Raw genomic sequence first — 23,269 nt, 5'->3', positions numbered from 1 at the left:
TTCCTGGCGTTTCTGACGGCGTTATCAACCGAACGACACTCCCTGCGGCTGACCCATAAAATACTATATGTTGATATTTGTTTTATCAACCACGCTATATATGGTGCTTTGTCGGGTTGGAGGCGCAGGCCGCGCCGGGGCTGGAAAAGGCGAGGGAAAAAATTTTTGCGGGTGAGAAATTCCCCCTCTCAGTGAAGAGGGGGAGGCGAGCGCATTACTGACGCATGCTGACGGCCAGCCGGTTGAAGGCGTTCATGATGCTGATGGCGAAGGTCAGATCGGCGATCTCGGTATCGCTGAAGTGCGCCTTCAGCGCCTCGAAAGCGCTGTCCGGTGCGCCGGTGGCGGCGATCAGCGTCACCGACTCGGCCCATTCCAGCGCGGCGCGTTCGCGCTCGCTGAACTCATGGCTGACGCGCCAGCCCGCCAGCGTATCCAGCTTGGCATGGCTGAAGCCGCTTTCGCGCAGCGCTTTGCCGTGCATATCCAGGCAGTAGGCGCAGCCGTTGATCTGCGAAACGCGCATAAACATCAACTCGATGGTCGCCTTGTCCAGGGTACCTTTCTCCAGCGCCATCAGCGCGCTTACCATATTTTTGTACGGGGCGGGCGCCAGCTCGGCATAGTTCAAACGTTGCTTAATCATGGTCAACCTCAATCGGTAGTAACGAAATCATGCCGCTACTTTAGCGGCCTTATGGTCTATGCTATAGGGCCATAAAATGATTATTTAACCGGGCCATGATGCCATCTTTCCTGACCTCGCTGCGGCTGGACAACCGGCTCGCGGAACCGCTGTACCGGCAGATTTACCTGCGGATTAAAGACGCCATCGCCCAGGGCAGCCTGGCGGCGGGCAGCCGATTACCCTCAGTGCGCGGGTTGGCGAGCGATCTGGGCGTGGCGCGCGCCACGGTGGAAAGCGCCTACGCGCAACTTATTGCCGAAGGTTTCTTGCAGAGCCGCGGGCAGGCGGGCACCTATGTCTCGCCGCAGCTGCCGCACGTGCCGCCGGGCGGGGTATCCGCTGCGCCGCCGCTGGCGGCGATGGCACCCGATCCGCTGCAGCCGCAGGGCATGCTGCAGCCTTTCCAACTGGGCGTGCCGGCGCTGGACGCGTTTCCCCGGGCGTTATGGCAGCGCATTGTCGCCCGCCAGCTGCGCGGTTCCACGGTGGCTTCCCTGGCGCTGCCGCCGGCCGGCGGCCTGCCTGAGCTGCGTGAGGCGATCGCCCATTATCTGCATTTGTCGCGCGGCATCAGCTGCAGGCCGGAGCAGGTTTTCCTCTGCGCCGGTTATCCGGCGCTGTTGGACTGGGTGGTGGAGACGCTGTTGCACGCCGGCGACGCGGTATGGATCGAAGATCCCGGCTATCCGGTCACGCGCCCGCTGCTGCGGGCCGCCGGCGTCAGGCCGATCGCCGTGCCGGTGGATGAACAAGGCATGGACGTGGCCGCCGGTATGCTGACGGCGCCTGAGGCGCGGCTGGCGGTGGTGACGCCGACCCATCAAAGCCCGCTCGGCGTCACGCTCAGCCTGGCGCGGCGCATGGCGCTGCTCGACTGGGCGCAGCAGCGCAGGGCCTGGATCCTGGAAGATGACTACGACAGCGAGTTTCGCTATCACGGGCGGCCATTGCCGCCGCTGAAAAGCCTCGATGTTCAGGGGCGGGTGCTGTACGCCGGCACCTTCAGCAAAACGCTGTTCCCGGCGCTGCGCATGGCTTACCTGGTGGTGCCCGCCGGCCTGACGGAGGCCTTTGCGCGCAGCAGTCGGCTACGTGGCTGCGGCTGCCCGCCGCTGCTGCAGGCCGGCGTGGCGGATTTTATCCGGCAAGGGCATTTCTACCGCCACCTGAAACGCATGCGGCCGCTGTACCGCCAACGGCGTGAGTGGCTGACGCAGGCGCTGGAACGGCAGCTGGGGACGTGGCTGACGGCGGTGCCGCAACAGGGCGGCATTCAGCTGTTGGCCCGGCTTCACGACGGCGTAGCGGATGCGCCGTTGGCGGCGCAAGCCTGGCAACAGGGGCTGGCGGCGCAGGCGTTGTCGGACTGGCGAATCGATCATCCGGCGGGGCAAGGATTGCTGCTGGGCTTCGCCAATTTTACTCGGCAAGAGGAGACGGAGCGGGCGGTGCAGGGGCTGGCGCAGCTGTTCAAACGCACAAATTAAACGGCCCGCGATTTCCGCGGGCCAGACGCACATCTGTTTTATCTTTATGACTGCAGGGGTGTTAACGCCGGGCCAGCAGCACGCCGAGCACGATGCCGACGGCGGCACCGATCCCTACGCCCTGCCAAGGTTTGTCACGCACATAGCTGTCGGCTTGATCGACCGCGTCGCGCGCATGCTGTGTCAGACTGGTGGAGCCATTGAACCGCGCCCGGGCGTCGCGCAGCACGCCTTTCGCCTTGCTGTGCAGCTCTTTCAGTTCCTCTTTGGTCTTGTCACCGGACTCGCGCAACACTTCATCCAGCGTATCGGCCAACAGAGTGACGTCCTGATCGATGTCGCGTTCTGTTCTTTCCGCTTTCTTAAACATTCAGCTCTCCATTTCGACACATGTCTTTTAAGTGTAGACCATGCCGAGATTTGTGTGGTCGATCACGCAAAAAAACGATGATTTCACCGGCGTTAGCAGCCGGCGGCGATAAAATCGCCGTTGGCGCTGACCGGGATTACCGAATTGAACAGCACCAGCGCGAACAGGATCAGGATCACGCCGCCGAGCATCACGGCGATACGCGACGCCTGTGCCAGATAGTAGCCTGTCAGGCCGGGTTGATGGGCCAGAAAGCGCTCGCGCGCGTGGTGCACCAGCGTGGCGAGGATCATGATCGACAGCCCGGTACCCAGTGCCATGCTCATGGCGGAGATCACCCCCCAGGTGAACATGCCGATGGCGTTGGCGAACACCAGAATCAGGATGGCGCCGCTGCACGGACGAATACCGATGGAGACGATCAGCCACAGCGCGTTGCGCCAGCCGCCGGTCAGTTCGGCCGCGCTGGGTTGATGCCGGTGGCCGCACTCGCACGCCGCGCTATGCGCGTGGTCCGCCGGGTGCAGCGCCTGAATGACCGGCGCGCGGCGCCGACGCCAGCGCCAGCCGCTGGCGCGCAGGATCACCATCAGGCCGAAGGCGGCGATGAAGACCGCGCTGCCTTTTTCCACCCAATAACGGCTGAGGCTGAGATCGCCCATCGACAGGTTGAGCGCCACCGCCAGCACCACCACGAACACAATGGCGACCACGCCTTGCATCAGGCTGCCCAGCAGGGTGATCGCCCGGCTGGCGTTCAGCCGTTCGCGGTGGGTGGCCAGATAAGTGGTGATGACGAACTTGCCGTGGCCGGGGCCGATGGAGTGCAGGAAGCCGTAAGCGAAACTGGCCAGCGTCAGCATTAGCCCGCCGCTGTATTGCTGGTTACGCTGCTGCAGCAGATAGAGCACCAGATAGCGGTGCATGTAAATCTGGAAGTTGATGCAATACTGCACAAACTCGGCCCAGTGCCGCACGAACAGGTAGAGCAGCGTCAGCAGCAGCAGACCGGCGAGGGCCAGACCGGCGTAGCGGCCCGGCGCGTGTTTCAGCGAGACGGTTTTCATAGCGTGAGCGAGCCTGTACGAGGGGCATCTTCCTTCAGCATATACCCGCCGATGCGGTTCACAAGCGCCGTTCACAAACGTTGTACATTTGGTTACTCGGCGAAACCAATCACTCACGGAAACGGCAGTTTGATTCCACTAGTATCTGTTTCAACGGCTCCACCGGAGCTTACCGAAACAACACTCTGAGGATTTAAAGATGAAAAAAGTATTAGCGCTGATCGTTGCTGCCACTATGGGTCTGTCTTCTGTTGCTTTCGCTGCTGATACTGCAGCTACTGCTCCGGCTACCACCACCGCGCCAGCTGCGACCACCACTACCGCTGCGCCAGCGGCTGCTGCTGCTGAAAAAGCACCAGCTAAAGCAACGCACCACAAGAAAGCTAAGCACCACAAAAAAGCGCCAGCCCAGAAAGCTCAGGCCGCTAAAAAGCACCACAAAAAAGCGCCAGCTCAGAAAGCCCAGGCTGCTAAAAAACACCACAAAAAAGCGCCAGTGCAGAAAGCTCAGGCCGCTAAAAAACACCACAAAAAAGCCGGTAAAAAAGCTTAATTAAGTGATGTTTGCGGAACCGAAAGGTTCCGCACTCTCCAGCCCGTACTCCAGACACCCGGTTCTTCCGGGTGTCTTCTTTTGAGGCGACGAACGATGATCAATCGCTATCTGTTTGAAGTCATTTTCAGTGCGGTAACCCTGTGCGGGGTGATCGTCGGTTGGGAACTGTTTTTGGCCGGCAGCTTTTTGTAATTATTGCGCCGCGGCGGTTTCGTGCAAATGCCGCCAGCCGAGTACGTTGGGCTGACGTTCAAAGACCACCGTGGAATAGCGCAGCGTGGCGCTTTGCCCCGGCAGGCTCTGTTTTTCCCGGTAGCTGACTACTGCGCCCGTCGGCCATTCGGCCACCAGCTTCATCTCTTCTATCTCGATTTCCAATCCCGGTTTGGCGGCGCGATGCGCGCGGAAAAAGGCGCACAGCGCGGCAAAATCCAGCGGAGCGCCGCTCAGCGCGATCATGCTGAAATCCGGCGTAAAGCGCGCCAGCAGCGCCTGTTCTTCTCCAGCCCCTTTGCCCAGCCAGCGTTCAATGGCGATGTGGGCGTCGATCACTTCGGTAAAGTACGGGTTCATAAAGCATCCTGTTGAGCGTTGAGTTGGCGCACGATGGCGCGGTTGGCGAGGCGCAGGCACAGCAGCAGCGGGATAAATACGCTGGTGCCCGCCAGAATGAAGCAGGTGCGGTAGGCCGCCGCGGGCGGCAGCCCGGTCAGCAGCAAATTCAGCAGCAGGCTGAGCAGCGCCACGCCGAGGCAAAAACTGAGCTGGCGATTGATGTTCCACAGCGCGCTGGCGTCCGCCAGCTGAGCGTCGGGGATCTGCAGGAACGCGCTGCTCTGCGCGGTGCTGCTGCACAGGCTGCCGCCAAACCCCATCAGGGCGAAGGCGGCGATCTGCAATGCGTGCTGGCCGGCCAGATCGATCTGCGCCAGCGTCAGCATGCCGGCGCCTTGTAACAGGCAGCCGGCGATCAGCAGCGGCCGCGGGCCAAGGCGATTAAAGGTTTTGCCGGTCAGCGTGATGGCCAGGAACGACGCCAGCGCCCAGGGCAGCATCAGGCCGCCGACCTGGGCGGCGGGCATCCCCAGCAGGTTTTGCAGATACAGCATCGCCACCAGGCTGACGCCGATGAACAGGCCGGGAATGCACAAATAAACCGCCATGGCGTTGCGCAGCAGCGGATCGGCGACCAGCCGCAGGTTCAGCAGCGGCTGCGGGGTGCGCAGGCTATGGCGCAGATAATAGGCCAGCACCAGCAGGCCGGCGGCCAGCAGCGCCGCGCCGGAAGCCTGATGACCGGCCTCGCTCAGCCGGGTCAGGCCGAGCAGCAGCAGCGTCAACGCCGCGCTGGCGCTCAGCAGCCCTTTGCCGTCGAGCGGTTTACGCACCGCCGCCGACGTTTCCGCGCGCAGCCACAGCGCCGCCAGCGCCAGGGCCAGGGCCGCCAGCGGCAGGTTGGCGAAAAACACCCAGCGCCAGTCCAGCCGATCGACGAGCCAGCCGCCCAGCGCCGGTGACAGCGCCGGCGCCAGCAGCCCCACCAACATGATGGCCGCCGACAGCCCGGCGCGTTCATGGCTGCGGTACAGCTGGTAGGTCAGCGTTTGGCCGATGGGGATCAGTAAGCCGCCGCCCATGCCTTGCAGGGTGCGCCAGCCGATCAGCGCGCCGATGCTGTCGGCGTTGCCCGCGCCGAGGGTGGCCAGCATGAACAGCGCCAGCGACAGCAGGAACACCCGCCGCCCGCCGATGCGCTGCGCCAGCCAGGCGCTGAGGGGGATCACCAGCGTCAGGCCGAGAATATAGCCGTTGCTGACCCACGCCAGTTGGCTGACCGACGCCCGCATCGCCTGGCCGATGGCGGGGTAGGCGACGTTGGCGATAAACATATTGATCAGATCGACGAAAAAGCCGAGCAGATAGACGATTGCCACTTTGCTGCGATAAGACATGGTGCCTCCGGTTGAAGGCGAGCAGTGTATCGGGGGGAAAAGTGCGGATAAATCGGCGGCGGGCGATTACACTGTCAAAATGATTTTGACAATAAGGGCGGCGAAATGCTGAATTTGCAGCGCCTGGCGATCTTTGCGGCGGTGGTGGAAGCGGGCAGCTTTACCGCGGCAGCGGCGGCGCTGGGGCAAACCAAGGCGGTGGTGAGTTTTAACGTCAAACAGCTGGAAAACGAGCTGGGGGTGTCACTGCTGGCGCGCAGCACCCGGCGGCTGTCGCTGACCGACGCCGGCGAACGCTTTTACCAGCGCAGCCTGCAGCTGCTGCAGGAGGCGGAAAACGTGCTGGACGACGTGCGCCGCGATCATCACGGGCTGAGCGGCGTGCTGCGCATCACCAGCACGCCGGAGTACGGCGCGCAGGTGGTGGTGCCGGCGCTGGCGGCTTTTTCGCGGCAGCATCCGCGGCTGCGCATCCAGCATGTCTCTTCTTCTTATCATGCCGATCTGATCTCGGAGCGCTTTGACGTGGCGATCCGCCTGGGCCAGCTGGCGGACTCCAGCCACCGCGCGGCGCTGATCGACAGCTTCGCCATTTTTCCGGTGGCGTCGCCGGGTTATCTGGCCGACCGACCGATTCATTCGCTGACGGATCTGGCGCAGGCGCAGTGGATCGCCCACAGCCGGCTCAGTTCACCGCTCAGCTGGCAGGTGGCCACGCCGCAGCGCGAAGCTGTGCTGTTCAAGGTCGCGGACGCTGCCACGCTCACCGGCGACAGCGCCGCGGCATTGCTGGCGTTCGCCCTGCATGGCGCCGGGGTGGCGCTGCTGCCGGCGTGGCTGGCACAGCCCGAAATCGACGCCGGCCAGCTGCAGCGGTTGCTGCCGGATCACCGTTTCCCCGAGCAGAGCATCTATGCGCTCTACCCGAACACCCGCCATGTGCCGGAAAAGGTACGGGCGTTTATCGATTTTCTGCGCGCGCGGGTGGCGGCAAAATCGTTAGCGAAATAATAATTCGTTATAACTCTCTCATTTATCATCAGATCCCATCGGGGTATGCTGGCAATCTCTGTCTACCCCGTCCGATGCGAGCCACCTTCGATGACCGCAGAAAATAACCTCCAGCTGAACCGACGCATTCTGTCCGTGGTGATGTTCACCTTCGTCTGCTACCTGACCATCGGCCTGCCATTGGCGGTGCTGCCGGGATTTGTGCATGAGCATCTGGGCTACAACTCGGTGCTGGCGGGCCTTATCATCAGCGCGCAGTACTTCGCCACGCTGTTCAGCCGCCCGCACGCCGGGCGCTATGCCGATCAGCTGGGGCCGAAGAAGGTGGTGCTGTTCGGCCTGGCGTGCTGCGGCGCCAGCGGCCTGTTTTACGCGCTGGCATTCGGCGTTGACGGTTACCCGTGGCTCAGCCTGCTGTTGCTGTGCGTGGGGCGGGTGTTTCTCGGCGTCGGCGAAAGCTTCGCCAGCACTGGTTCCACGCTGTGGGGCATCGGCCGGGTCGGAGCGATGCACACCGCGCGGGTGATTTCCTGGAACGGCGTTGCCACCTACGGGGCGATGGCGGCCGGGGCGCCGCTCGGCGTGTACCTGAATCAGCAGTGGGGATTGGCCGGGGTGGCGGCGCTGATCGTGCTGGCGGTCGCGGTGGCGCTGCTGTTGGCGAGCGGCAAGCCGGACGTCTCGATCGCCGCCGGGCAGCGCATCGCCTTTCGCGCGGTGTTCGGTCGCATTTGGGCCTATGGCCTCGGGCTGGCGATGGGCACCGTCGGCTTCGGCGTGATCGCCACGTTCATCACGCTTTACTATGCCGACAAAGGTTGGAGCGGCGCGGCGTTTTCTCTGACGCTGTTCAGCTGCGCCTTCGTCGGCATCCGCCTGATCTTCAGCAACGTCATCAACCGCCACGGCGGTCTGAAGGTGACGCTGGCGTCGTTTCTGGTCGAGATCGTCGGGCTGCTGTTGATCTGGCTGGCCGGTGAGCCCTGGATGGTGCAAACCGGCGCGTTGCTGGCTGGCGCCGGTTTCTCGCTGGTGTTCCCGGCGCTGGGCGTCGAGGCGGTGAAACAGGTGCCGCCGCAGAATCAGGGCACGGCGCTCGGCACCTATTCGGCGTTCCTCGACCTGGCGCTGGGCATCACCGGCCCGCTGGCCGGGCTGCTGATTGGGCAAGCGGGCGTGCCGTCGATCTATCTGGCGGCGGCGCTGCTGGTGGCGCTCGGGGTGTTGCTCACTCTGCGCCTGCTGCAGCGCAGCCGGGCCTAATTCAGGAATAGTCCGAAACCCAGATTCCTCCCCAGAAAATCATTGTTTCGGTGAATGATTACGGTAAGGTCGCTCAGCGGTCCAGAATGAGAGGAGGAATCGATGTATTTACGGCCGGATGAAGTGGCTAAAGTGTTGGAGAATACCGGCTTTGAGCGTGATTATGTCACCGATCAGGCCTATGGCTACCGCAAGGGTGCACACTACGTGTATGTGAACCGCGAAGCGCGGATGGGCAGAACCGCGTTGGTGATCCACCCGGCGCTGAAAGAGAGAAGCGTGCATTTCGCCACGCCAACCTCCCCGGTGCGCACCAGCGAGCAGTATCTGGAATTTCCCCTGGATTTAAGCGGCGACGCCCCGAACCTGCGTTACGGCATCGCACACGGCTTCAGCTCGCGCGAAGCGCTGTCGCGCTACCTCTTCAGCATGTTCCTGTAATCGGTCCCCCGTTTCGGGGGACGCGATCAGCCGTGGGCCAACGCTTCGCGGTTGAAACGCTCGTTGTAGGCGCGACGGAACTGCGCCAGTTCAAACGCATCGATATCCAGCTCGGCGAAGTAAAACAGCGCCGCTTCGGTGTGCTCGGCGTGCAGCTCCGGCGATAGCCCGGCGCGCAGCAGCACGTCGCGCCACAGGGCAATCTGTTCGTCGTCCGCCTGTTTGATGAACGTCAGGTAGATGAACAGCAGATAAGCCGCCTGGTGCATCTCTTCGGTGTAGCCGTTGTTCAGCATGCGGATAAAGGTCTGGCTTTGGCGGCCGCCCATTTCCTGGATCATCGATTCGATCAGCATCGGTTTGACCCTCAGCAGATGGGCCAGCGAATCGATGGCTTTGCGGGTGTCGGACGTCAGGATGCGGTAACCGATAATGAATACGACGATCAGGGCGGCGAGGATGATCCAGGTCATTTAGGCTTTATTACACTCTCAATACGCCAGAAGAGGGGCGGGAGGCGCTGTGCGACAGCGCCCGCTATCAATGCTGTTCGCCGCTGAAATTACCGACCGCGCTCTGTTGGCGCAGGTGGTGATTGAAGGTGGCCGCGTCTTTGGCCAGCGCGTCCAGATGGGCGCCGAGCATTTTGATCTGCTTCACCAGCGCATGCTGTTCCGGCACCGAACTGGCGGTGCTCAGTTTGCGCGCCAGTTGTTCATTCTGCGCCCGCAGCGCGGCTTCGCGCTGTTTGGCTTCTTCCAGCAGTTGCTGCAGCGCCTGGTAGCTCTGCTGCCATTCGCGGTGTTGCCGTTCGAAGCTGCTCTGCAACTCATTCATCGCATTTTGAAACTGGATTTCCAGCTCGCGCATTGTCATGGGCTCGATCCTTTGCGGCACTCAATGATGGCTTAGCAGTATAGCGAAAACTGTTCGCAAGCTCACCCGTTGACGACAAATGAGACAAATGCTGCTGACAATTCCCGGCTTGCAACCGCGCCAAGGCGTCTTACAATCGACCCCATTCCCGGCCGTAAAGGCTGCCGTTCAAGAGAGGTGGAAGATGAGCGAGCAGGAAAAAGACTTTTTTGAACAGGCGATGGCGGACGTGGTGCCGCTGGCGAGCGGACGGCAGACGCTGTACCTCAAGCCGCAGGAGGCGATGGACAAAAGCGCGCGGCGCGAAGCGCAGCGGCTGATGCAGGAAAACTTCCTCAGCACCGATTTTCTCGAGGTGATCCCCTGCGAACAGCCGCTGGAGTTTAAAGGGGAAGGCATTCAACAGGGCGTGTTGGACAAGCTGCGCAACGGGCGTTATCCGCCGCAGGCGTCGCTGAACCTGCTGCGTCAGTCGGTCGAAGCCAGCCGGCAGGCGCTGTTTCGCTTCATCGTGCAGGCGGAGGCGCAAAACCTGCGTTCGCTGCTGATCGTGCACGGCCGCGGGCGGCAGAACGAAAGCCATCCGAATATCGTGCGCAGTTACGTCGCCAAATGGCTGGCGCAGTTTGAACAGGTACAGGCGTTTTGCCGCGCCTTACCGCGCGACGGCGGCGAGGGCGCCTGCTATGTCACGCTGCGTAAATCGGCGCAGGCCAAGGCGGAAAACTTTGAGCGCCACGCCAAGCGCAGCCGTTGAAGGGATAGCCGAAATAAAATGGCCGGCGAATAGCGTCGGCCATCAATGAATTATTTATTAAATATTTTATAGTCCAGCGAATAACGGCCGGCGCCGGTTACCGCCAGCAACAGTAAGCCGCCAATGATGCTGATGTTTTTAAAGAAGTTGATTTCATTGCCCATCATTTCCATGCCGGTCATTTTCCAGAACGGATGGCCGATAAACGCGGTGCCCAACACATACAGGGCGAAAATGACCGCGATAGGGCGAGTAAACAGACCGAGAATAAGCGCGATGCCGAAAATAAACTCCACCACCACGGCAACGATCGCCGCTAAATAAGGCATCGGCGTGCCGTAGCCTTCCATCGCCGTGACGGTCGCACCGAAGTTGACCAGTTTCATCCAGCCGAAAATGATAAACAGAACCATCAGTAATATGCGGGACAGCAGAATTACGCCGTCTTTTGAGCTATCACCCATTTCGAACTCCTTAGCCACTGTCGGAATGATGTTGTCTTACTGAATAAAGATTAGAACAATTTACGTTTTTTTCTAGCGGCGGCGGGCGGTTGCGCCACTTTTTCGGTGAGCGAGACGCGTGGTGAAGCCGGCGGCATTGCCTATACTTGAGCCTGGAGCAAAAACAATAAAACAGGCAATGTGAGGCCAAAATGGACGAGGAATTGACCGCCGCCGGTTACCGCCGTTATTCCGGCGACAAGATTGACGTTTATTTTAACAGCGCGACATGCCGCCATTCCGCCAACTGTGTGCGTGGCAACGCGGCTATTTTTACCCTGAACCGCCGCCCGTGGATTATGCCGGACAATGCCGACGCGGCGGAGGTGAAACGCGTTATCGACACCTGCCCCAGCGGCGCACTTAAATATAGGGAGAAATAATATGGAACATAAAATACTGGCAGACGACAAGCGTTTTTATATCAATGACGAGCAGGGCAAGCTGATCGCCGAGATCTCTTTCGTGCCGAGCGGTGACAAGCTGACCATTATCGATCACACCTGGGTGGATGAGTCATTGAAGGGGCAGGGCGTCGGCAAAAAGCTGGTGGCGCTGGTGGTGGAGAAGATGCGCGCGGAGCGGCGTAAAATCATTCCGCTCTGCCCGTTCGCCAAGCATGAGTTTGATACCACGCCGGCCTATCAGGACATTCGCGCCTGAGGCGATAACGGGGCGCGGTGCGCCCCGGTCATTCAGCAGACGCCGAAATCGCCATCTTCGTGGTACAGCGCCACGTCGCTGGCCTGCACCTCCGTGCGCTGCTCTTTGCCCAGTTCATTCCAGCTGCAAACCAGGGTTTCACCGTCGATCGCCACCACGGTCATCTTTGGGCCGCCGGTGGTGCGTTGAACAAAATCACCGATATTGAATGCCATGCGTTCCTCCACAACAGATTAAACCTCACCTATTGATAACACAGAATGGCGCTGCCGTTGGCACGAGTTTCGTTATGTATTATTTTATATAGCGATTATCACCAAGGAGAGCAGAATAACATGCCGGGATTATTGATGTTTTATGTGGGCGGTACGGCGCCGGGCGCCAATATTGAGCTGCACGACGTGCAGTTCGCGGCGGCGGATCGGCCGGAAGAGGCGTATCCGTTGCTGCGTGAAAAGTGGTTCGGCGATAAGCGCAAGGTGCATGTCGACGGCTATGCGCGCATCGACTGGGCGGACGGTTACGACGTGAGCCTGGAGCCTGCGCCGTTCGCCGGTGAAGAGAAGCTGTTTTTCGTCAACGTGGGCGGCTACCGCAGCGATGAGCTGGCGGAATTGCACCAGTTCGGCCTGTTTGTGGCGCGTTCCGCCGACGAGGCGAAGGACAAAGCCAAACGGGTGCTGCTGACGGACAGCGCGCAGCAGCACAAGGATGACCTGGCCGAGGTGGACGACTGCCTGCTGCTGCAGGCGCTGCAGGGCTACCACGTGCATCTGCGGGCCAACCCGCACGGCAAACCGGCCCGGCCGCTGTGGCAGGGGTATCTGCCGATCGGCGAACCCGCGTTATAACGCCGCCAGCGCCTGCAGCTGTTGCCGCAACCAGCGGCAGGCCTCCGGCCGGCCGTTCTTGCGGTGCAGGTAGATTTTAATCTGATACGGCGGCACCGGAAACGGCAGGGGGTGGATATCCAGCGCCGCCGCCTGCCGCAATTTTTGCGCGGCGTAGCGCGGCATGCTCATCACCAGTTCGCTGTCGGCGACGATGAACGGCGCTCCCAGCAGCGAAGGCGTGCGGATGGCGATATCGCGCTGCAGCCCCAGCTTATCGAGCTGGTAGTCAATGACGCCGCGCTGTTCGTTCCACGGCGTCACCACCAGATGGCGCGCCTGCAGGTAGTTTTCCAGCGTCAGTTCGCCGTATTTTACGCTGAAGGCGGGTGAACAAATCGCCACATACTCATCCTCCAGCCAGTTCACCTCGTCGATCTCCGGGTAGCTTTCGCCGTCGGTTTCGGTAAAGCCCAGCGCGAAGTCGATGCGCCCCGCCAACAGATCGTTCAATGCTACCTTACGCTCGGAATAGCGCAGCTGGAACGACAGCCCGGGCGCCAGGCGTTGCATCTGCGCCATCAGCGCGGGAAACACCGCGAAGGCGGTGTAATCGGTAATGGCGAAGGTGAAGCTCTCCCGGCTTTCGGCGGGGACGAAGCGCGGGCGCGGATGCAGCCCTTTGGCCAGCAGCGCCAGACTTTCGCTGACGGTCGGGGCCAGGCTGTCGGCATACACCGTCGGGTGCATGTCGTTGCCGACCCGGTAGAACAGCTCGTCCGCCAGCGCCTTGCGCAGCCGAATCAACGCGTGGCTCAGCGCCGACGCGCTGAGGGCCAGCTCTGCCGCGGCGCGCGTCACCGACCGCAGCCGATAGACCGCTTCGAACACCAGCAGCAGGTTGAGATCGAGACGCTTCAAATCCAGATGCATGATATTCATTACCTGTTGATGAAAATGCAGTTCATACAGTATTTGAGGCGCGATATGCTGGCAAGCACAGTCATCAACACACTCAGGATTTGCCATGACCATTGAGATTTACCCGGCGCAAAAAAGTGACGCCAAACTGATTCTGGACATGATTATCGAGCTGGCGGTGTACGAAAAGGCGCGCGAGCAGGTGCTGGCCAGCGTGGAAGATATCGAACGCAGCCTGTTTGGGCCGGGCGCCTGTTCCGAAGCGCTGATTTGTACGGTAAACGGCGAGCCGGCGGGTTATGCGGTGTTCTTTATGAGTTACTCCACCTGGCTGGGTAAAAACGGCATCTATCTGGAAGACCTGTACTTGGCGCCGAAGCATCGCGGCGCGGGCGCCGGTAAAAAGCTGCTGCGGCACATCGCCCAACTGGCGTGCGAACGGCAGTGCGGCCGCCTGGAGTGGAGCGTGCTGGACTGGAACCAACCGGCCATCGATTTCTACCTCAGCATCGGCGCGCAGCCGCAGAGCGAGTGGGTGCGCTATCGTATGGAGGGCGAGGCGTTGACGCACTTCGCGGCGCATGGGGTGGCGTTGCCGGCATAATAGCCGTTGGGGGGAGGCGGCCTCCCCAACTGTGGTGGTGTGAACGGTTTACTGCGGATCAATCAGGCGGGTTTGCGGGCGGCGAGAATGAAGATCATCGGGCGCTCCTGCTCTTCGTCCAGCGCCGGATTAGCGGCGATTTGCTGCGCGCTGGGGCCCCATTCGTTCAAATGCTGGATGATAAACCCTTGCTGCGCCAGCGGGTTGATATAGCCGCCGAGCGTGCGGTGCTGCTTGATGACACCTTCCGCCAGCCAGTTGGAAACGCGCTGGCCTTCTCGCTGGTAGCCGTTTACCGGCCAGGATTTCTGCCCGTTGCCGTCGGTCAGCCAGCCCTGCTGCGCAGGAGCGGTGTAGATCGGGTGCTCGGCGGTGAAGATGAACTGCCCGCCGGGTTTCAGCGCGGCATACACCGTGGCGAACAGGGCGGCCAGATCCTCGAGGTAGTGCAGCGTCAGCGAGCTGTAGACCAGATCGTAACTTTCCGGCGGCAGCTGCAGCTGCGCCAAATCCTGCCGACGGTATTCGATGTCCGCGTCGGCGGTCATCTCCCGCGCCTTGGCCAGCATCTTTTCCGAGACGTCCAATCCCAGCACGTCGGCGGCGCCCTGTTCGCGCGCGCTGCGGCAAAACCAGCCGTAGCCGCAGCCGAGATCGACCACGCTTTTGCCCTGCAAATCCGGCAGGATGCGGCGGATGGCGGCCCATTCCGGCGCGCCGTCCAGGCCGTGCTGCGAGCGGCTGAGCTGCGCATAGCCGTCGAAGAAAGCCTGATTGTCATAGATGTTTTGCGTCATGATGACTCCTTAGTGAATGACGGCGGCGGAATGCCGCTGCCATACCCTGCATATTGCTGCATAATTCTACGCTGACAACATGAATAACGGGAATGACGATGGACATGATTTCGGTGCGGCAAGCGCCCGAGCTGGCGCCGCGCGCCATTGCGTATTTTCAGCGGCACTGGGCCACGGCAGAGACGTTGATGATGTATGAAGACGCCATCAACTGCAGCCTCGGCGCCGCCAACCCGCTGCCCCAGTGGTACCTGCTGATGGAAAATGACCAGATCCTCGGCTGCGCGGGGCTCATCACCAACGATTTTATCAGCCGTGGGGAGTTGTATCCCTGGCTGTGCGCGCTCTACGTAGAGGAAGCGCAGCGCGGCCGGGGCTACGGCGCCAAACTGATTGAGCATGTGGCGGCGGAAACCCGCCGACTGGGCTTCCCGCAGCTGCACCTGTGCACCGATCTGGAAGGCTACTACGAGCGCAGCGGCTTCGTTTATAACGGGCTCGGGTATCACCCCTGGGGCGAGGCCTCGCGGGTCTATTCGCGGGCGCTGTGATCGCCGCCGCTGGGGGTGCGTAAGACAAATCTGACTTTTCTTTCACCTCATCGCGCATCGCGGGTTACACTGGCCGCTTGTTCGCCACCGACCGGGTTAATTCGCCGCCGCGATGAGAGTGCCACGCCAGCTACAGCAACGCTTTACCGCCTGCATCGCCATTATGGCGGTGCTGTTGCTGTTTGTGGCGCCGGTGGTGTCGAAATCGCTGATGCACCACCCGATGATGGGCGGCATGGCGCAGCCTGACGCCGCCATGCCGCACGACATGCACGCGATGGCGATGCCCGCCGCCGAGCACGCCGGCCACCACGGCATGGATCCTGCGGAGATGATTTTCTGCGGCTATTGCGAGCTGCTGATCCACGTGCCGCTGCTGCTGTGGACATTCGTCCCGCTGCTGTGGCTGATGGCGCGCATCGCGCGCCTGCCTTGCGCGCCGCGCATCGTTTCTCCGCCCATTCGGCGCCTGACTCTGCGGCCGAGCCCGCGCGGGCCACCCGGCCAACCGTTTTTCCCTATTGCTTGATCATGGGTAACGCCGTCCGTATCGCTGCGGACGGTTTGCCTGCGCGCACAGTTTGAAAAACGAGAAAGGCCATGTCTTCAATAACCAAAACTCCACCTGCCGCATCGCCGCGTGGCGCGATGCTGAACCTGATCAGACGGCTGCATTTTTATATCGGCCTGCTGGTCGCTCCTTTTATTCTGGTCGCTGCATTGACCGGCACGCTGTATGTGTTGACGCCGCAGCTTGAAGAGGCGCTGTATCGCGATGCGCTTTTCACCGAACCGCACGGGCAGGCGAGATCGCTGGCTGACCAGATAGCCGCCGCCCGCCGCGCGGTGGGTGACGAGGCGCGCATTTACGCCGTGCGCCCGGCACCCGGCGCAATGGACACCACGCGCGTACAGTTCGCGGGCGCCGATCTGGGCGCTTCCGAGTCGCGCGCGCTGTTTGTCGATCCTTATACCCTGGCGATCAAGGGCGATATGACGGTGTACGGCACCTCCGGCGTGCTGCCGCTGCGCACCTGGCTGGATAAGTTGCACAGCAGCCTGCTGCTCGGCGATCTGGGGCGCAACTACAGCGAGCTGGCGGCCTCCTGGCTGTGGGTGGCCGCGCTGGGCGGCGTGGCGCTGTGGCTGGCGACGCGGCCGAAGCGCAAGCTGAAAAGGGCGAAAGGGGGCTTCGCCGCCAGCCGCCATTGGCATATCACGCTGGGCGTGGCGTTGCTGGCCGGGCTGCTGTTCTTCTCGGCTACCGGGCTGACCTGGTCGCAGTGGGCCGGCGGCAACATCGACGCGCTGCGGGCCAACCTGGGCTGGCTGACGCCGCAGGTCAACACCAGCTTGCAGGCCGATGCGCCGCAGACGCCGGCCGATCCGCACGCCGAGCACCGCGGGATGATGCCGGGCATGAAGATGGGGCCTGCCGCGCAGAGCAATGCGCTAAACGGCGACTGGGATCGGGCGCTGCACGCTGCGCGCGCCGCTGGAATAGGCGCCGCCAAGGTTGAGCTGCGCCAGCCGAAAGGCGAGGGCAAAGCCTGGACGGTAACCGAAGTGGATCGCAGCTGGCCAACGCAGGTGGACGCGGTTGCCATCGCACCGCAAAGCTTCGTCGTCGTCGATCAGGTGCGGTTCGACACCTTCCCACTCATCGCCAAGCTGACCCGCTGGGGCATCGACGCCCACATGGGCATTCTGTTCGGCTTGCCGAATCAGCTGCTGCTGGCGGCGTTCGGCCTTGGGCTGTGCTTGATGGTCGCGTTGGGTTACCGCATGTGGTGGAGCCGCCGCCCGGCGGCGGGGGCGCAGCATCCGGTGCATACGCTGGTCGCCGCCTGGCTGGCGCTTTCCCTACCGGCGCGTGCTGGCACGCTGCTGGTGGCTTCCGCACTGGGGTATTGCCTGCCGGTGATGGGCGTGAGCCTCGCGGCGTTGCTGCTGGTGGACATGTGGCGCTGGCGCGGCCAACGGCAAAGCCACCGGGACGAAACGCCGGAAGCGGCCGCCCACCGTGCAGAGGTGCGCAAGTTCCGCGCGGCGGTGGCGACGGTGGCGGTGGCGGTCGGCTGCGTGATGGGCCGAGCGATCCTCGGCGGCACCGTCGAGCAATTCCAACTGCCGATCGGCGCCTGGAGCGCCCAGATGGTGATCATGCAGAGCCTGATGGTGCTGCTGTATACGCTGGTGTTCACCCTGCTGCTTTCCATTCCGCTGTGGTATTTCTTCCTGGGGGAGAAAGAGGGGCGGTGAGGTATTTTGCGCCGACATGAAGCGTTCAACCCCGCTGCGGCGGGGTTTTTCTTGGTTATATCAGCCGGTGGGCGTGCAGCTTAACGCTCTCCATGATGCTGTCCATCGTCACCTGCACGCGGTGCGGCAACACGCCGCGCCGGCGGTAGATCAGGTAGGCCTGCATATCGATGCCGCGCTCGCGCGCCAGGCAGGGCTGTAGGGTGCCGGCATCCAGCTCGGCGGCGACGGAATAGTACGGGGCGTAGACGATGCCCAGGCCCTGTTTGGCCAGCTCGATCGCCGGCAGAATGTTATCGCAGACGCTGGCGCCGCCGATCTCGACCTGTACCAATTCCCCCTGCGCATTGTAGCCGCTCCAGGTATTGCGGATGCCGCCCAGCATGCGCAAGGTGATGCAGCGATGCTGCGGCAGTTCATCCAGCGCTCTCAGCGGCGAGCGGGCAATGTAATCCGGCGCGGCGAACAGCCCGACGCGAAAGCGGGTGAAGGGCCTGGCGATCAGGCTTTCGTTTTGCGGCTGGAAAAAGCTGATCAGCAAATCGCAGTCGCTGTCGAATACTGCGCCGTACTTTTTCTCGCGTTCGTCGGGGTTGCGGGTCACCAGATCGACAGTCAACGCCGGCGCAGCGTGCAGCAGCGGCGGCAGTAAATAACGGGCCAGGAAAGCGTGGATGCCGATCGGCGCGCCGAGCGTGACCATGCCGCTCAGGCTGCGTTTATAGGTGCCGGACATATCGAGCAGATCGCTGTGTTCGTCCAGCAACTGCGAGGCGCGCCGTAAGAATTGCTCGCCGAATTCGGTCAACGCCAGGGTACGCGGGCCGCGCAGGAACAGTTCCAGCCCGAGCCGCCGTTCCAGCGCGGTGAGGGCGCGCGACACGTTAGACTGCGGCATATCCAACCGCTGCGCCGCTTTGCTGACGCTTGCCGTTTCGGCAATGATGCGGACAATCCTGAGTTCTTCAATGCGGAAGTCTTTCTCTTTCACTGGCCGGCTCTTGTGAGTTTGTATATCAAAAATGATATACACCTTTGGCGGCATTGTCATATGACTTATCGTGGACGGGTGGGTATCATTCGATTTGATTATTTGCTATCCACCAAAATAAAGAGAAACCCGTCAATGAAAGTGACAAGAGCGGTTATTTTGCCTGCGCTGTTATTACTGGCCGCGTGTTCTTCCGCCGTGACCGAAAAAGAAAAGTACTCGACCTTTTTGACCAATTATAACGATATCAATAAAGGTCAATCCGCGTCCGGCAAAGACGTTTTATATTGGAAGGATAAGAACGTCGATTTTTCCCGTTATCAATATCTGGTTTATCAACCGATGATCTATTTCCCGCGGCCGAAACCGAGCGAGATGGTGAGCCAGCGCGCACTCGACAATATCCTGAATTACACCAACCAGCAGTTTAAGCAGGCGATGGGTACCCACTTTACGCTGGTGGATATGCCGCGCGAGCATACCCTGATTTTCCGCGGCGCCATCACGGCGATCGACACGCAGAAGAAAGGGCTGCAGATCTATGAAGTCTTGCCGATCACCCTGCTGATCGCCGCGACGCAAAGCGTAACCGGGCACCGCACCATGGAGAGTGCGGTCTATATGGAAGGCGAGTTTATCGATGCGGCGACTAATCAGCCGGTCATTAAAGTGGTGCGCAAGGCTTCAGGGGAAAATCTCAATAACGAGAAAGCGCAGCTTAAAGTCACCGACGTGAAGAATGCCATCGATACCATCGCCAACGATATTAGACAATATAACACGCTATAAACCTCGTTTATTTCCGCTATGACCAATCAGGGCTTTACATGTTTCTTAATTATTTTGCTTTAGGCGTACTGATTGCGGTATTCCTGATTTTATTCTACGGCGTCATTATTATTCATGACATTCCCTATTTGCTGGCCAAAAAGCGCCAGCACCCGCATCAAGATGCGATTCACGTCGCCGGCTGGGTCAGCCTGTTTACGCTGCACGCTATTTGGCCACTGCTGTGGATCTGGGCCACACTCTATCGGCCGGAACGCGGTTGGGGCATGAGTGAGAAGGCAGAACCTTCAACGGACCTGCAGGCGCGCATTGCGCTGCTCGAAGCCGAATTGCAACGCCTGCAGGAAAAGCCGACGGCGGTTTCCGGCCCTACGGTAAGTTGAGCGTAGCCTATGGATTTGCTCATTATTCTCAGCTACGTGGCGCTGAGCTACGGCGTATTTAAACTGTTCCGCATTCCGGTTAATAAATGGACCGTGCCGACTGCGGTGCTTGGCGGAATATTTATCGTCGGCGCCTTGATTTTGACGATGAACTACAACCATCCGTACAGCGATCGGGCGCAGAAAATTGCCGTTTCTGTGCCGATGGTGCCGCAGGTCTCGGGCATGATCGTTGAGGTGACGGAGAAAACCAACGTGCTGCTGCGCAAAGGCGAGGTGCTGTTCCGTCTCGACGACAGCCGCTACCGCGCGCGGCTCACCAGGCTGGAGGCGGATCTGGCCGGGGCAGAGGCGGAGATCAGAACGCGCCGGGCGGCGCTCAGCGAGTCCGCCGCCAACGTGCAGCGGGCTAATGCGGAGTACGAGCGTGCCCGCAAGGACTACCAGCGCTATGCGAAAGGGGCGGCGATGCCAGTCAACCCGTTCTCGGAGCAGGACGTCAGCCATGCGCAGCAGCAGTACCAGGCGCAATCCGCCGCGCTGCAGGCGGCGAAAGCCCAGTTCCAGCAGGAACAGGCGCGGTTGTCCGGGCGCTATGACGGCGAAGACGCCACGATAGCCAGCCTGAAATCGCAGATTGCCGAAGCGCGCTACAACCTGGAACAAACGGTGGTGCGCGCGCCGAGCGACGGTTATGTCACGCAGGTGCTGGCGCGGCCGGGTACGGCGGCGGTTCGCCTGCCGTTCAAGCCGGTGATGATTTTTATCCCGCAGCAAAAGCGCCAGGTGGTGGCGGTGTTCCGTCAGAACGCCATCCTGCGCTTGGCGCAGGGGGACCAGGCCGAGGTGGTGTTCAACGGCTTGCCGGGGCAGGTTTATGGCGGCACCGTAAGCCGGGTGTTGCCGGCGATACCGGACGGCAGCTACCAGGCCAGCGGCGCATTGCAGGGCCTGAGCGCCACGCCGGGCCGGGAAGGGGTGTACGTGATGATTGACCTGGCGGCCAACCCGGATCTGGATCATCTGCCCGACGGCGTGAGCGCTCAGGCGGCGGTCTATACCGGGCACTTTGAGCACGTCTCCGTGATGCGCAAAGTGCTGCTGCGTATGACCAGCTGGCTGCATTACCTTTATCTGGATCACTAGCCCGCATTGGCCCGGGGGAGCTCGGGCCGTGGTGTAAGTAACCTTGCAAGCACTCCCATAGACTGAAAAGATTGAAAATAATCACAGTATTTTTCAGTTTTTGGATCGCGTAGCGTTAATCATATGGAAAGGCCGCCAGAACGCAGCGGGTTAGCACTGGCAAAGATTGCAGGGAGAAAACGCCAGTACGGTGTAACTGAAAAATGCGTGAATTGGTAATCGCGTTCTGGTTTGGTTATTCTCTGAGCTGGGCACATTTTGCTTAAGGAAAGTGAATGGACGCAAAGCAAGTTGCATATGGAATTTTGGATGGAATTTCGACTATTCCCAGCGGGATGTATCATGGCGTCGTTCGCACTTGGCAGGGGGCTGGATTGGCTGGTAGTAGCCTCAAGACTAGAAACCAAGAAGAAACAGAACGTTTCGCCCGTATGGTTAAGTCGATGGGTAACAGTGAAGAACCCTTACGACGCCTGATTACTATTGTGATCACTGATTTCTATCAGAAATTAGACGCTAGCGGCAAAGAGTCCATCAATAATAAACTAGCCTATGGTGTCGGTCGTCTTGGTGGGCGAACTGGGGGCCAATTTGCATTGGCGCAATTTGCGGCTCACATGATGCTAAGGAAAGCGACCTCTGCATTAGCGTATAAACAATTTGTACGCTTTGGCGCTTCGTTCACTCTCAACCTTGTAATGTTACAGGGACTTATCGAAGAGGCAGCCCAAGCATCCCGACGAATGCAAGTTAAGTTTCCTCAAACATACCGGAAGGTGTCGGCGTTAAATTTAGATATGGCATATTTCTTGGTTGAGGAGCAACTAGAGCCGTATCTCCAATTCATTAACAGCCACCCTATGCTTTGTAAAGGTATTCAGAATGAACTCTGCAAAATCCTCTCTAACCAGAAAACTCACTAAGTATATAGGGTTAGGTGCTTCGCATGCTTTGGAAGCGATAGTAACCGGCGTTTGCGCGATTGCTGCTTTCATGTCGCTGTTCTTACTTGATGGGGCAGTGATGAAGGCTGCTGGCTTTGTTGGTTTCTTCGTGGGTGGCTATCTAATCACCCTGGCGATTGCATGGCTGCGTGGGGAGCGGTAACAAAGTGGCGACGTAATTTTCTTGTCGCCATTACAAAGATTCCACTATGCCCATCACTTCATCTACTGCATTCCCAAAGCTCTTGCGGGCCTGTTTTTTGGATCTGTGCGGAGCCTTGGCCTGTTCCCTGACCTGCGATGATTTGCCGCCGCCGGAAAAAGGACATTAAACCGTTATCGCCTCTATAGCCGAATTCAAACATTGCACTGATTGAACTGGTCCCGCTGCAATGCTGATTTTGCTGCGGGGCTTTTATCGTTCCTCAATCCCGAAAACAGCTTTTTTCTGGCTAGACTGCTTCAAACTGCGCGTGCATGCATAGGGTGCATGATTTTGCATTAATTCCCAACCTCTCAAAACAGCCTAAACCCCGCGCCACAAGGGCTTATAGGGCTGACCTGCTCCCCGCTGATTAATACACCGCGATGTTAGTAATGTCTTCATAAGCCACATGAGGACATCCCCATGAAGAAGCGTTTTTCCGACGAACAGATCATCAGTATCCTCCGCGAGGCTGAAGCCGGGGTTTCTGCCCGTGAGCTCTGCCGTAAGCACGCCATTTCCGACGCCACCTTTTATACCTGGCGTAAGAAGTATGGTGGTATGGAGGTGCCCGAGGTTAAGCGCCTGAAGTCGCTTGAGGAAGAGAACGCCAGACTCAAGAAGCTGCGTGCCGAAGCCATGCTCGATAAGGAGGCACTCCAGGTGGCTCTGGGGCGAAAGTACTGACGACAGACCAGAAGCGGGAAGCCGTTGAGTTTATGTGTGATGCGACCGGTCTGTCGCAACGTCGTGCCTGCAGGCTTACAGGTTTGTCCCTGTCGACCTGCCGCTATGAGGCTCAGCGTCCGGCGGCTGATGCGCATTTATCAGGGCGCATCACTGAGCTGGCACTGGAGCGCAGGCGTTTTGGCTACCGCCGCATCTGGCAGTTACTGCGCCGTGAAGGCCTTCATGTTAATCACAAGCGCGTGTACCGCCTTTATCATCTGAGAGGGCTGGGCGTAAAACGCAGACGACGTCGTAAATGGCTGGCAACAGAACGTCTGCCGCTGCTCCGCCCGGCGGCGCCCAACCTGACCTGGTCGATGGATTTTGTCATGGACGCGCTCGCCACCGGTCGCAGGATCAAGTGCCTGACCTGTGTGGACGACTTCACGAAGGAATGCCTGACGGTCACTAAGCAATTTTGTGATAAGCTCAAAATTAAATTAGGGGAGATTTCATATCTGCGAAGTATCATGCGAAAGTTTC

The 23,269-nt window shown here is 60.3% G+C and carries 30 protein-coding genes and 1 pseudogene; 19 read left to right on the top strand and 12 right to left on the bottom strand.

The genetic code is table 11. From position 1 onward, the window contains the following. Positions 1-214: 214 nt before the first annotated feature. Positions 215-646 (bottom strand): carboxymuconolactone decarboxylase family protein, encoded by a 432-nt coding sequence (locus V8N38_RS19665; protein WP_038872802.1) that lies wholly within the window; start codon positions 644-646, stop codon positions 215-217. A gap of 95 nt (positions 647-741) precedes the next feature. Between V8N38_RS19665 and V8N38_RS19660 the strand changes: the two genes are divergently transcribed. Continuing rightward, a complete protein-coding gene (locus tag V8N38_RS19660) occupies positions 742-2,175 on the top strand; it encodes a PLP-dependent aminotransferase family protein (protein ID WP_147840216.1) in 1,434 nt (477 codons plus the stop codon). A 61-nt stretch (positions 2,176-2,236) separates the two neighbouring features. On the opposite strand, the gene V8N38_RS19655 is transcribed toward V8N38_RS19660, so the two are convergent. After that, the gene (locus tag V8N38_RS19655; RefSeq protein ID WP_004928950.1) at positions 2,237-2,545 is read right to left on the bottom strand and encodes a DUF883 family protein; all 309 of its coding nucleotides are present in this window, start codon (positions 2,543-2,545) and stop codon (positions 2,237-2,239) included. A 92-nt stretch (positions 2,546-2,637) separates the two neighbouring features. Continuing rightward, positions 2,638-3,612 (bottom strand): nickel/cobalt transporter, encoded by a 975-nt coding sequence (locus V8N38_RS19650; RefSeq protein WP_110158365.1) that lies wholly within the window; start codon positions 3,610-3,612, stop codon positions 2,638-2,640. A gap of 199 nt (positions 3,613-3,811) precedes the next feature. On the opposite strand from V8N38_RS19650, the gene asr reads away from it, so the two are divergent. Further along, positions 3,812-4,165 carry an acid resistance repetitive basic protein Asr gene (asr, locus tag V8N38_RS19645; protein ID WP_147840215.1) on the top strand — a complete coding sequence of 118 codons (354 nt, stop codon included), beginning with the start codon at positions 3,812-3,814 and terminating at the stop codon, positions 4,163-4,165. A gap of 195 nt (positions 4,166-4,360) precedes the next feature. Here asr and V8N38_RS19640 read toward each other — a convergent pair whose 3' ends face one another. Beyond that, the gene (locus V8N38_RS19640) at positions 4,361-4,741 is read right to left on the bottom strand and encodes a DUF4440 domain-containing protein (RefSeq protein WP_049200826.1); all 381 of its coding nucleotides are present in this window, start codon (positions 4,739-4,741) and stop codon (positions 4,361-4,363) included. Then, complete coding sequence (locus tag V8N38_RS19635; RefSeq protein ID WP_147840214.1) at positions 4,738-6,120, bottom strand: MFS transporter; 1,383 nt, start codon at positions 6,118-6,120, stop codon at positions 4,738-4,740. The genes V8N38_RS19640 and V8N38_RS19635 overlap by 4 nt, the downstream gene beginning before the upstream one ends. Before the next feature lie 105 nt (positions 6,121-6,225). On the opposite strand from V8N38_RS19635, the gene V8N38_RS19630 reads away from it, so the two are divergent. The 3 genes from V8N38_RS19630 (at position 6,226) to V8N38_RS19620 (ending at position 8,835) form a co-directional block, all read left to right on the top strand. Beyond that, on the top strand, positions 6,226-7,131 hold the full coding sequence (locus V8N38_RS19630) for a LysR family transcriptional regulator (RefSeq protein ID WP_147840213.1): 906 nt from the start codon (positions 6,226-6,228) through the stop codon (positions 7,129-7,131). Between the two features lie 90 nt (positions 7,132-7,221). Beyond that, positions 7,222-8,394, top strand: a complete 1,173-nt coding sequence (locus V8N38_RS19625) for an MFS transporter (protein ID WP_072271065.1) — start codon at positions 7,222-7,224, stop codon at positions 8,392-8,394. A 102-nt stretch (positions 8,395-8,496) separates the two neighbouring features. Then, a complete protein-coding gene (locus V8N38_RS19620) occupies positions 8,497-8,835 on the top strand; it encodes a DUF2002 family protein (protein WP_038872785.1) in 339 nt (112 codons plus the stop codon). Between the two features lie 26 nt (positions 8,836-8,861). Here the strand turns inward: V8N38_RS19620 and V8N38_RS19615 are convergent, their stop codons facing one another. Further along, positions 8,862-9,308, bottom strand: a complete 447-nt coding sequence (locus V8N38_RS19615; RefSeq protein WP_025303978.1) for a DUF1198 family protein — start codon at positions 9,306-9,308, stop codon at positions 8,862-8,864. Between the two features lie 67 nt (positions 9,309-9,375). After that, the gene (locus tag V8N38_RS19610; protein WP_004928976.1) at positions 9,376-9,711 is read right to left on the bottom strand and encodes an MbeD/MobD family mobilization/exclusion protein; all 336 of its coding nucleotides are present in this window, start codon (positions 9,709-9,711) and stop codon (positions 9,376-9,378) included. A 184-nt stretch (positions 9,712-9,895) separates the two neighbouring features. Between V8N38_RS19610 and smrA the strand changes: the two genes are divergently transcribed. Next, entirely contained in the window at positions 9,896-10,468 is a 573-nt protein-coding gene (smrA, locus tag V8N38_RS19605; protein WP_060425072.1) for a DNA endonuclease SmrA, read from the top strand. Between the two features lie 50 nt (positions 10,469-10,518). Here the strand turns inward: smrA and V8N38_RS19600 are convergent, their stop codons facing one another. Then, on the bottom strand, positions 10,519-10,932 hold the full coding sequence (locus V8N38_RS19600) for a DoxX family protein (RefSeq protein WP_016929826.1): 414 nt from the start codon (positions 10,930-10,932) through the stop codon (positions 10,519-10,521). 191 nt (positions 10,933-11,123) lie between these two features. On the opposite strand from V8N38_RS19600, the gene V8N38_RS19595 reads away from it, so the two are divergent. After that, on the top strand, positions 11,124-11,354 hold the full coding sequence (locus tag V8N38_RS19595; RefSeq protein WP_087762386.1) for a (4Fe-4S)-binding protein: 231 nt from the start codon (positions 11,124-11,126) through the stop codon (positions 11,352-11,354). A 1-nt stretch (position 11,355) separates the two neighbouring features. Further along, the gene (locus tag V8N38_RS19590) at positions 11,356-11,634 is read left to right on the top strand and encodes a GNAT family N-acetyltransferase (RefSeq protein ID WP_063990620.1); all 279 of its coding nucleotides are present in this window, start codon (positions 11,356-11,358) and stop codon (positions 11,632-11,634) included. A gap of 32 nt (positions 11,635-11,666) precedes the next feature. Here V8N38_RS19590 and V8N38_RS19585 read toward each other — a convergent pair whose 3' ends face one another. Then, positions 11,667-11,849, bottom strand: a complete 183-nt coding sequence (locus V8N38_RS19585) for a YodC family protein (RefSeq protein WP_025303973.1) — start codon at positions 11,847-11,849, stop codon at positions 11,667-11,669. A 120-nt stretch (positions 11,850-11,969) separates the two neighbouring features. Here V8N38_RS19585 and V8N38_RS19580 point away from each other — a divergent pair, with 120 nt between their 5' ends. Next, the gene (locus V8N38_RS19580) at positions 11,970-12,485 is read left to right on the top strand and encodes a DUF1543 domain-containing protein (RefSeq protein WP_033649790.1); all 516 of its coding nucleotides are present in this window, start codon (positions 11,970-11,972) and stop codon (positions 12,483-12,485) included. Here the strand turns inward: V8N38_RS19580 and V8N38_RS19575 are convergent. Beyond that, positions 12,480-13,406 (bottom strand): LysR substrate-binding domain-containing protein, encoded by a 927-nt coding sequence (locus tag V8N38_RS19575; protein WP_147840212.1) that lies wholly within the window; start codon positions 13,404-13,406, stop codon positions 12,480-12,482. The two genes, V8N38_RS19580 and V8N38_RS19575, sit on opposite strands and share 6 nt — an antisense overlap. Before the next feature lie 85 nt (positions 13,407-13,491). Between V8N38_RS19575 and V8N38_RS19570 the strand changes: the two genes are divergently transcribed. Further along, positions 13,492-13,989: a GNAT family N-acetyltransferase gene (locus tag V8N38_RS19570; RefSeq protein WP_147840211.1), complete on the top strand. Its 498-nt coding sequence runs from the start codon at positions 13,492-13,494 to the stop codon at positions 13,987-13,989. Between the two features lie 62 nt (positions 13,990-14,051). Here the strand turns inward: V8N38_RS19570 and V8N38_RS19565 are convergent, their stop codons facing one another. Continuing rightward, positions 14,052-14,786 (bottom strand): class I SAM-dependent methyltransferase, encoded by a 735-nt coding sequence (locus tag V8N38_RS19565; RefSeq protein WP_147840210.1) that lies wholly within the window; start codon positions 14,784-14,786, stop codon positions 14,052-14,054. Between the two features lie 98 nt (positions 14,787-14,884). Here V8N38_RS19565 and V8N38_RS19560 point away from each other — a divergent pair, with 98 nt between their 5' ends. From V8N38_RS19560 to V8N38_RS19550, 3 genes are all read left to right on the top strand, one after another. After that, positions 14,885-15,337, top strand: coding sequence for a GNAT family N-acetyltransferase (locus V8N38_RS19560; protein WP_126180055.1), 453 nt, complete (start codon positions 14,885-14,887; stop codon positions 15,335-15,337). A 112-nt stretch (positions 15,338-15,449) separates the two neighbouring features. Then, on the top strand, positions 15,450-15,866 hold the full coding sequence (locus V8N38_RS19555) for a DUF2946 domain-containing protein (protein ID WP_232734448.1): 417 nt from the start codon (positions 15,450-15,452) through the stop codon (positions 15,864-15,866). Between the two features lie 71 nt (positions 15,867-15,937). After that, a complete protein-coding gene (locus V8N38_RS19550; RefSeq protein ID WP_187181565.1) occupies positions 15,938-17,599 on the top strand; it encodes a DUF2534 family protein in 1,662 nt (553 codons plus the stop codon). A gap of 55 nt (positions 17,600-17,654) precedes the next feature. Here V8N38_RS19550 and V8N38_RS19545 read toward each other — a convergent pair whose 3' ends face one another. Then, positions 17,655-18,590, bottom strand: a complete 936-nt coding sequence (locus V8N38_RS19545; protein ID WP_147840209.1) for a LysR family transcriptional regulator — start codon at positions 18,588-18,590, stop codon at positions 17,655-17,657. Between the two features lie 135 nt (positions 18,591-18,725). Here V8N38_RS19545 and V8N38_RS19540 point away from each other — a divergent pair, with 135 nt between their 5' ends. The 6 genes and pseudogenes from V8N38_RS19540 to V8N38_RS19515 form a co-directional block, all read left to right on the top strand. Beyond that, on the top strand, positions 18,726-19,379 hold the full coding sequence (locus V8N38_RS19540; protein ID WP_041036393.1) for a DUF3313 domain-containing protein: 654 nt from the start codon (positions 18,726-18,728) through the stop codon (positions 19,377-19,379). A 38-nt stretch (positions 19,380-19,417) separates the two neighbouring features. Continuing rightward, the gene (locus tag V8N38_RS19535; protein WP_046687688.1) at positions 19,418-19,762 is read left to right on the top strand and encodes a DUF3302 domain-containing protein; all 345 of its coding nucleotides are present in this window, start codon (positions 19,418-19,420) and stop codon (positions 19,760-19,762) included. A 9-nt stretch (positions 19,763-19,771) separates the two neighbouring features. Next, a complete protein-coding gene (locus V8N38_RS19530; protein WP_094141970.1) occupies positions 19,772-20,908 on the top strand; it encodes an HlyD family secretion protein in 1,137 nt (378 codons plus the stop codon). Between the two features lie 275 nt (positions 20,909-21,183). Continuing rightward, positions 21,184-21,831 (top strand): hypothetical protein, encoded by a 648-nt coding sequence (locus tag V8N38_RS19525; protein ID WP_180336644.1) that lies wholly within the window; start codon positions 21,184-21,186, stop codon positions 21,829-21,831. Then, positions 21,791-22,015 (top strand): hypothetical protein, encoded by a 225-nt coding sequence (locus V8N38_RS19520; protein ID WP_147840208.1) that lies wholly within the window; start codon positions 21,791-21,793, stop codon positions 22,013-22,015. Before V8N38_RS19525 ends, V8N38_RS19520 begins: the two co-directional genes overlap by 41 nt. Before the next feature lie 465 nt (positions 22,016-22,480). Next, positions 22,481-23,205 (top strand): annotated as a pseudogene (locus V8N38_RS19515) (IS3 family transposase); the annotation flags it as partial. Positions 23,206-23,269 lie beyond the last annotated feature (64 nt).

The sequence above is a fragment of the Serratia nevei genome (assembly GCF_037948395.1).
GTDB lineage: Bacteria > Pseudomonadota > Gammaproteobacteria > Enterobacterales > Enterobacteriaceae > Serratia > Serratia nevei.
Note: the sequence above shows the minus strand (reverse complement) of the source record. Positions and strands in the feature narration are given on the sequence as shown.

What these genes read in the sequence shown, in the direction of transcription:
- V8N38_RS19660 (WP_147840216.1), top strand. Translation starts at nt 742, where the DNA reads ATGATGCCATCTTTCCTGACCTCGCTGCGGCTGGACAACCGGCTCGCG.
- V8N38_RS19590 (WP_063990620.1), top strand. Translation starts at nt 11,356, where the DNA reads ATGGAACATAAAATACTGGCAGACGACAAGCGTTTTTATATCAATGAC.
- V8N38_RS19620 (WP_038872785.1), top strand. Translation starts at nt 8,497, where the DNA reads ATGTATTTACGGCCGGATGAAGTGGCTAAAGTGTTGGAGAATACCGGC.
- V8N38_RS19550 (WP_187181565.1), top strand. Translation starts at nt 15,938, where the DNA reads ATGTCTTCAATAACCAAAACTCCACCTGCCGCATCGCCGCGTGGCGCG.
- V8N38_RS19565 (WP_147840210.1), bottom strand. Translation starts at nt 14,786, where the DNA reads ATGACGCAAAACATCTATGACAATCAGGCTTTCTTCGACGGCTATGCG.
- V8N38_RS19655 (WP_004928950.1), bottom strand. Translation starts at nt 2,545, where the DNA reads ATGTTTAAGAAAGCGGAAAGAACAGAACGCGACATCGATCAGGACGTC.
- V8N38_RS19585 (WP_025303973.1), bottom strand. Translation starts at nt 11,849, where the DNA reads ATGGCATTCAATATCGGTGATTTTGTTCAACGCACCACCGGCGGCCCA.
- V8N38_RS19615 (WP_025303978.1), bottom strand. Translation starts at nt 9,308, where the DNA reads ATGACCTGGATCATCCTCGCCGCCCTGATCGTCGTATTCATTATCGGT.
- V8N38_RS19555 (WP_232734448.1), top strand. Translation starts at nt 15,450, where the DNA reads ATGAGAGTGCCACGCCAGCTACAGCAACGCTTTACCGCCTGCATCGCC.
- V8N38_RS19595 (WP_087762386.1), top strand. Translation starts at nt 11,124, where the DNA reads ATGGACGAGGAATTGACCGCCGCCGGTTACCGCCGTTATTCCGGCGAC.
- V8N38_RS19650 (WP_110158365.1), bottom strand. Translation starts at nt 3,612, where the DNA reads ATGAAAACCGTCTCGCTGAAACACGCGCCGGGCCGCTACGCCGGTCTG.
- V8N38_RS19520 (WP_147840208.1), top strand. Translation starts at nt 21,791, where the DNA reads ATGAACTCTGCAAAATCCTCTCTAACCAGAAAACTCACTAAGTATATA.
- V8N38_RS19640 (WP_049200826.1), bottom strand. Translation starts at nt 4,741, where the DNA reads ATGAACCCGTACTTTACCGAAGTGATCGACGCCCACATCGCCATTGAA.
- V8N38_RS19600 (WP_016929826.1), bottom strand. Translation starts at nt 10,932, where the DNA reads ATGGGTGATAGCTCAAAAGACGGCGTAATTCTGCTGTCCCGCATATTA.
- V8N38_RS19525 (WP_180336644.1), top strand. Translation starts at nt 21,184, where the DNA reads ATGGACGCAAAGCAAGTTGCATATGGAATTTTGGATGGAATTTCGACT.
- V8N38_RS19580 (WP_033649790.1), top strand. Translation starts at nt 11,970, where the DNA reads ATGCCGGGATTATTGATGTTTTATGTGGGCGGTACGGCGCCGGGCGCC.
- V8N38_RS19610 (WP_004928976.1), bottom strand. Translation starts at nt 9,711, where the DNA reads ATGACAATGCGCGAGCTGGAAATCCAGTTTCAAAATGCGATGAATGAG.
- V8N38_RS19575 (WP_147840212.1), bottom strand. Translation starts at nt 13,406, where the DNA reads ATGAATATCATGCATCTGGATTTGAAGCGTCTCGATCTCAACCTGCTG.
- V8N38_RS19530 (WP_094141970.1), top strand. Translation starts at nt 19,772, where the DNA reads ATGGATTTGCTCATTATTCTCAGCTACGTGGCGCTGAGCTACGGCGTA.
- V8N38_RS19560 (WP_126180055.1), top strand. Translation starts at nt 14,885, where the DNA reads ATGGACATGATTTCGGTGCGGCAAGCGCCCGAGCTGGCGCCGCGCGCC.
- V8N38_RS19540 (WP_041036393.1), top strand. Translation starts at nt 18,726, where the DNA reads ATGAAAGTGACAAGAGCGGTTATTTTGCCTGCGCTGTTATTACTGGCC.
- V8N38_RS19625 (WP_072271065.1), top strand. Translation starts at nt 7,222, where the DNA reads ATGACCGCAGAAAATAACCTCCAGCTGAACCGACGCATTCTGTCCGTG.
- asr (WP_147840215.1), top strand. Translation starts at nt 3,812, where the DNA reads ATGAAAAAAGTATTAGCGCTGATCGTTGCTGCCACTATGGGTCTGTCT.
- V8N38_RS19535 (WP_046687688.1), top strand. Translation starts at nt 19,418, where the DNA reads ATGTTTCTTAATTATTTTGCTTTAGGCGTACTGATTGCGGTATTCCTG.
- V8N38_RS19635 (WP_147840214.1), bottom strand. Translation starts at nt 6,120, where the DNA reads ATGTCTTATCGCAGCAAAGTGGCAATCGTCTATCTGCTCGGCTTTTTC.
- V8N38_RS19570 (WP_147840211.1), top strand. Translation starts at nt 13,492, where the DNA reads ATGACCATTGAGATTTACCCGGCGCAAAAAAGTGACGCCAAACTGATT.
- smrA (WP_060425072.1), top strand. Translation starts at nt 9,896, where the DNA reads ATGAGCGAGCAGGAAAAAGACTTTTTTGAACAGGCGATGGCGGACGTG.
- V8N38_RS19630 (WP_147840213.1), top strand. Translation starts at nt 6,226, where the DNA reads ATGCTGAATTTGCAGCGCCTGGCGATCTTTGCGGCGGTGGTGGAAGCG.
- V8N38_RS19665 (WP_038872802.1), bottom strand. Translation starts at nt 646, where the DNA reads ATGATTAAGCAACGTTTGAACTATGCCGAGCTGGCGCCCGCCCCGTAC.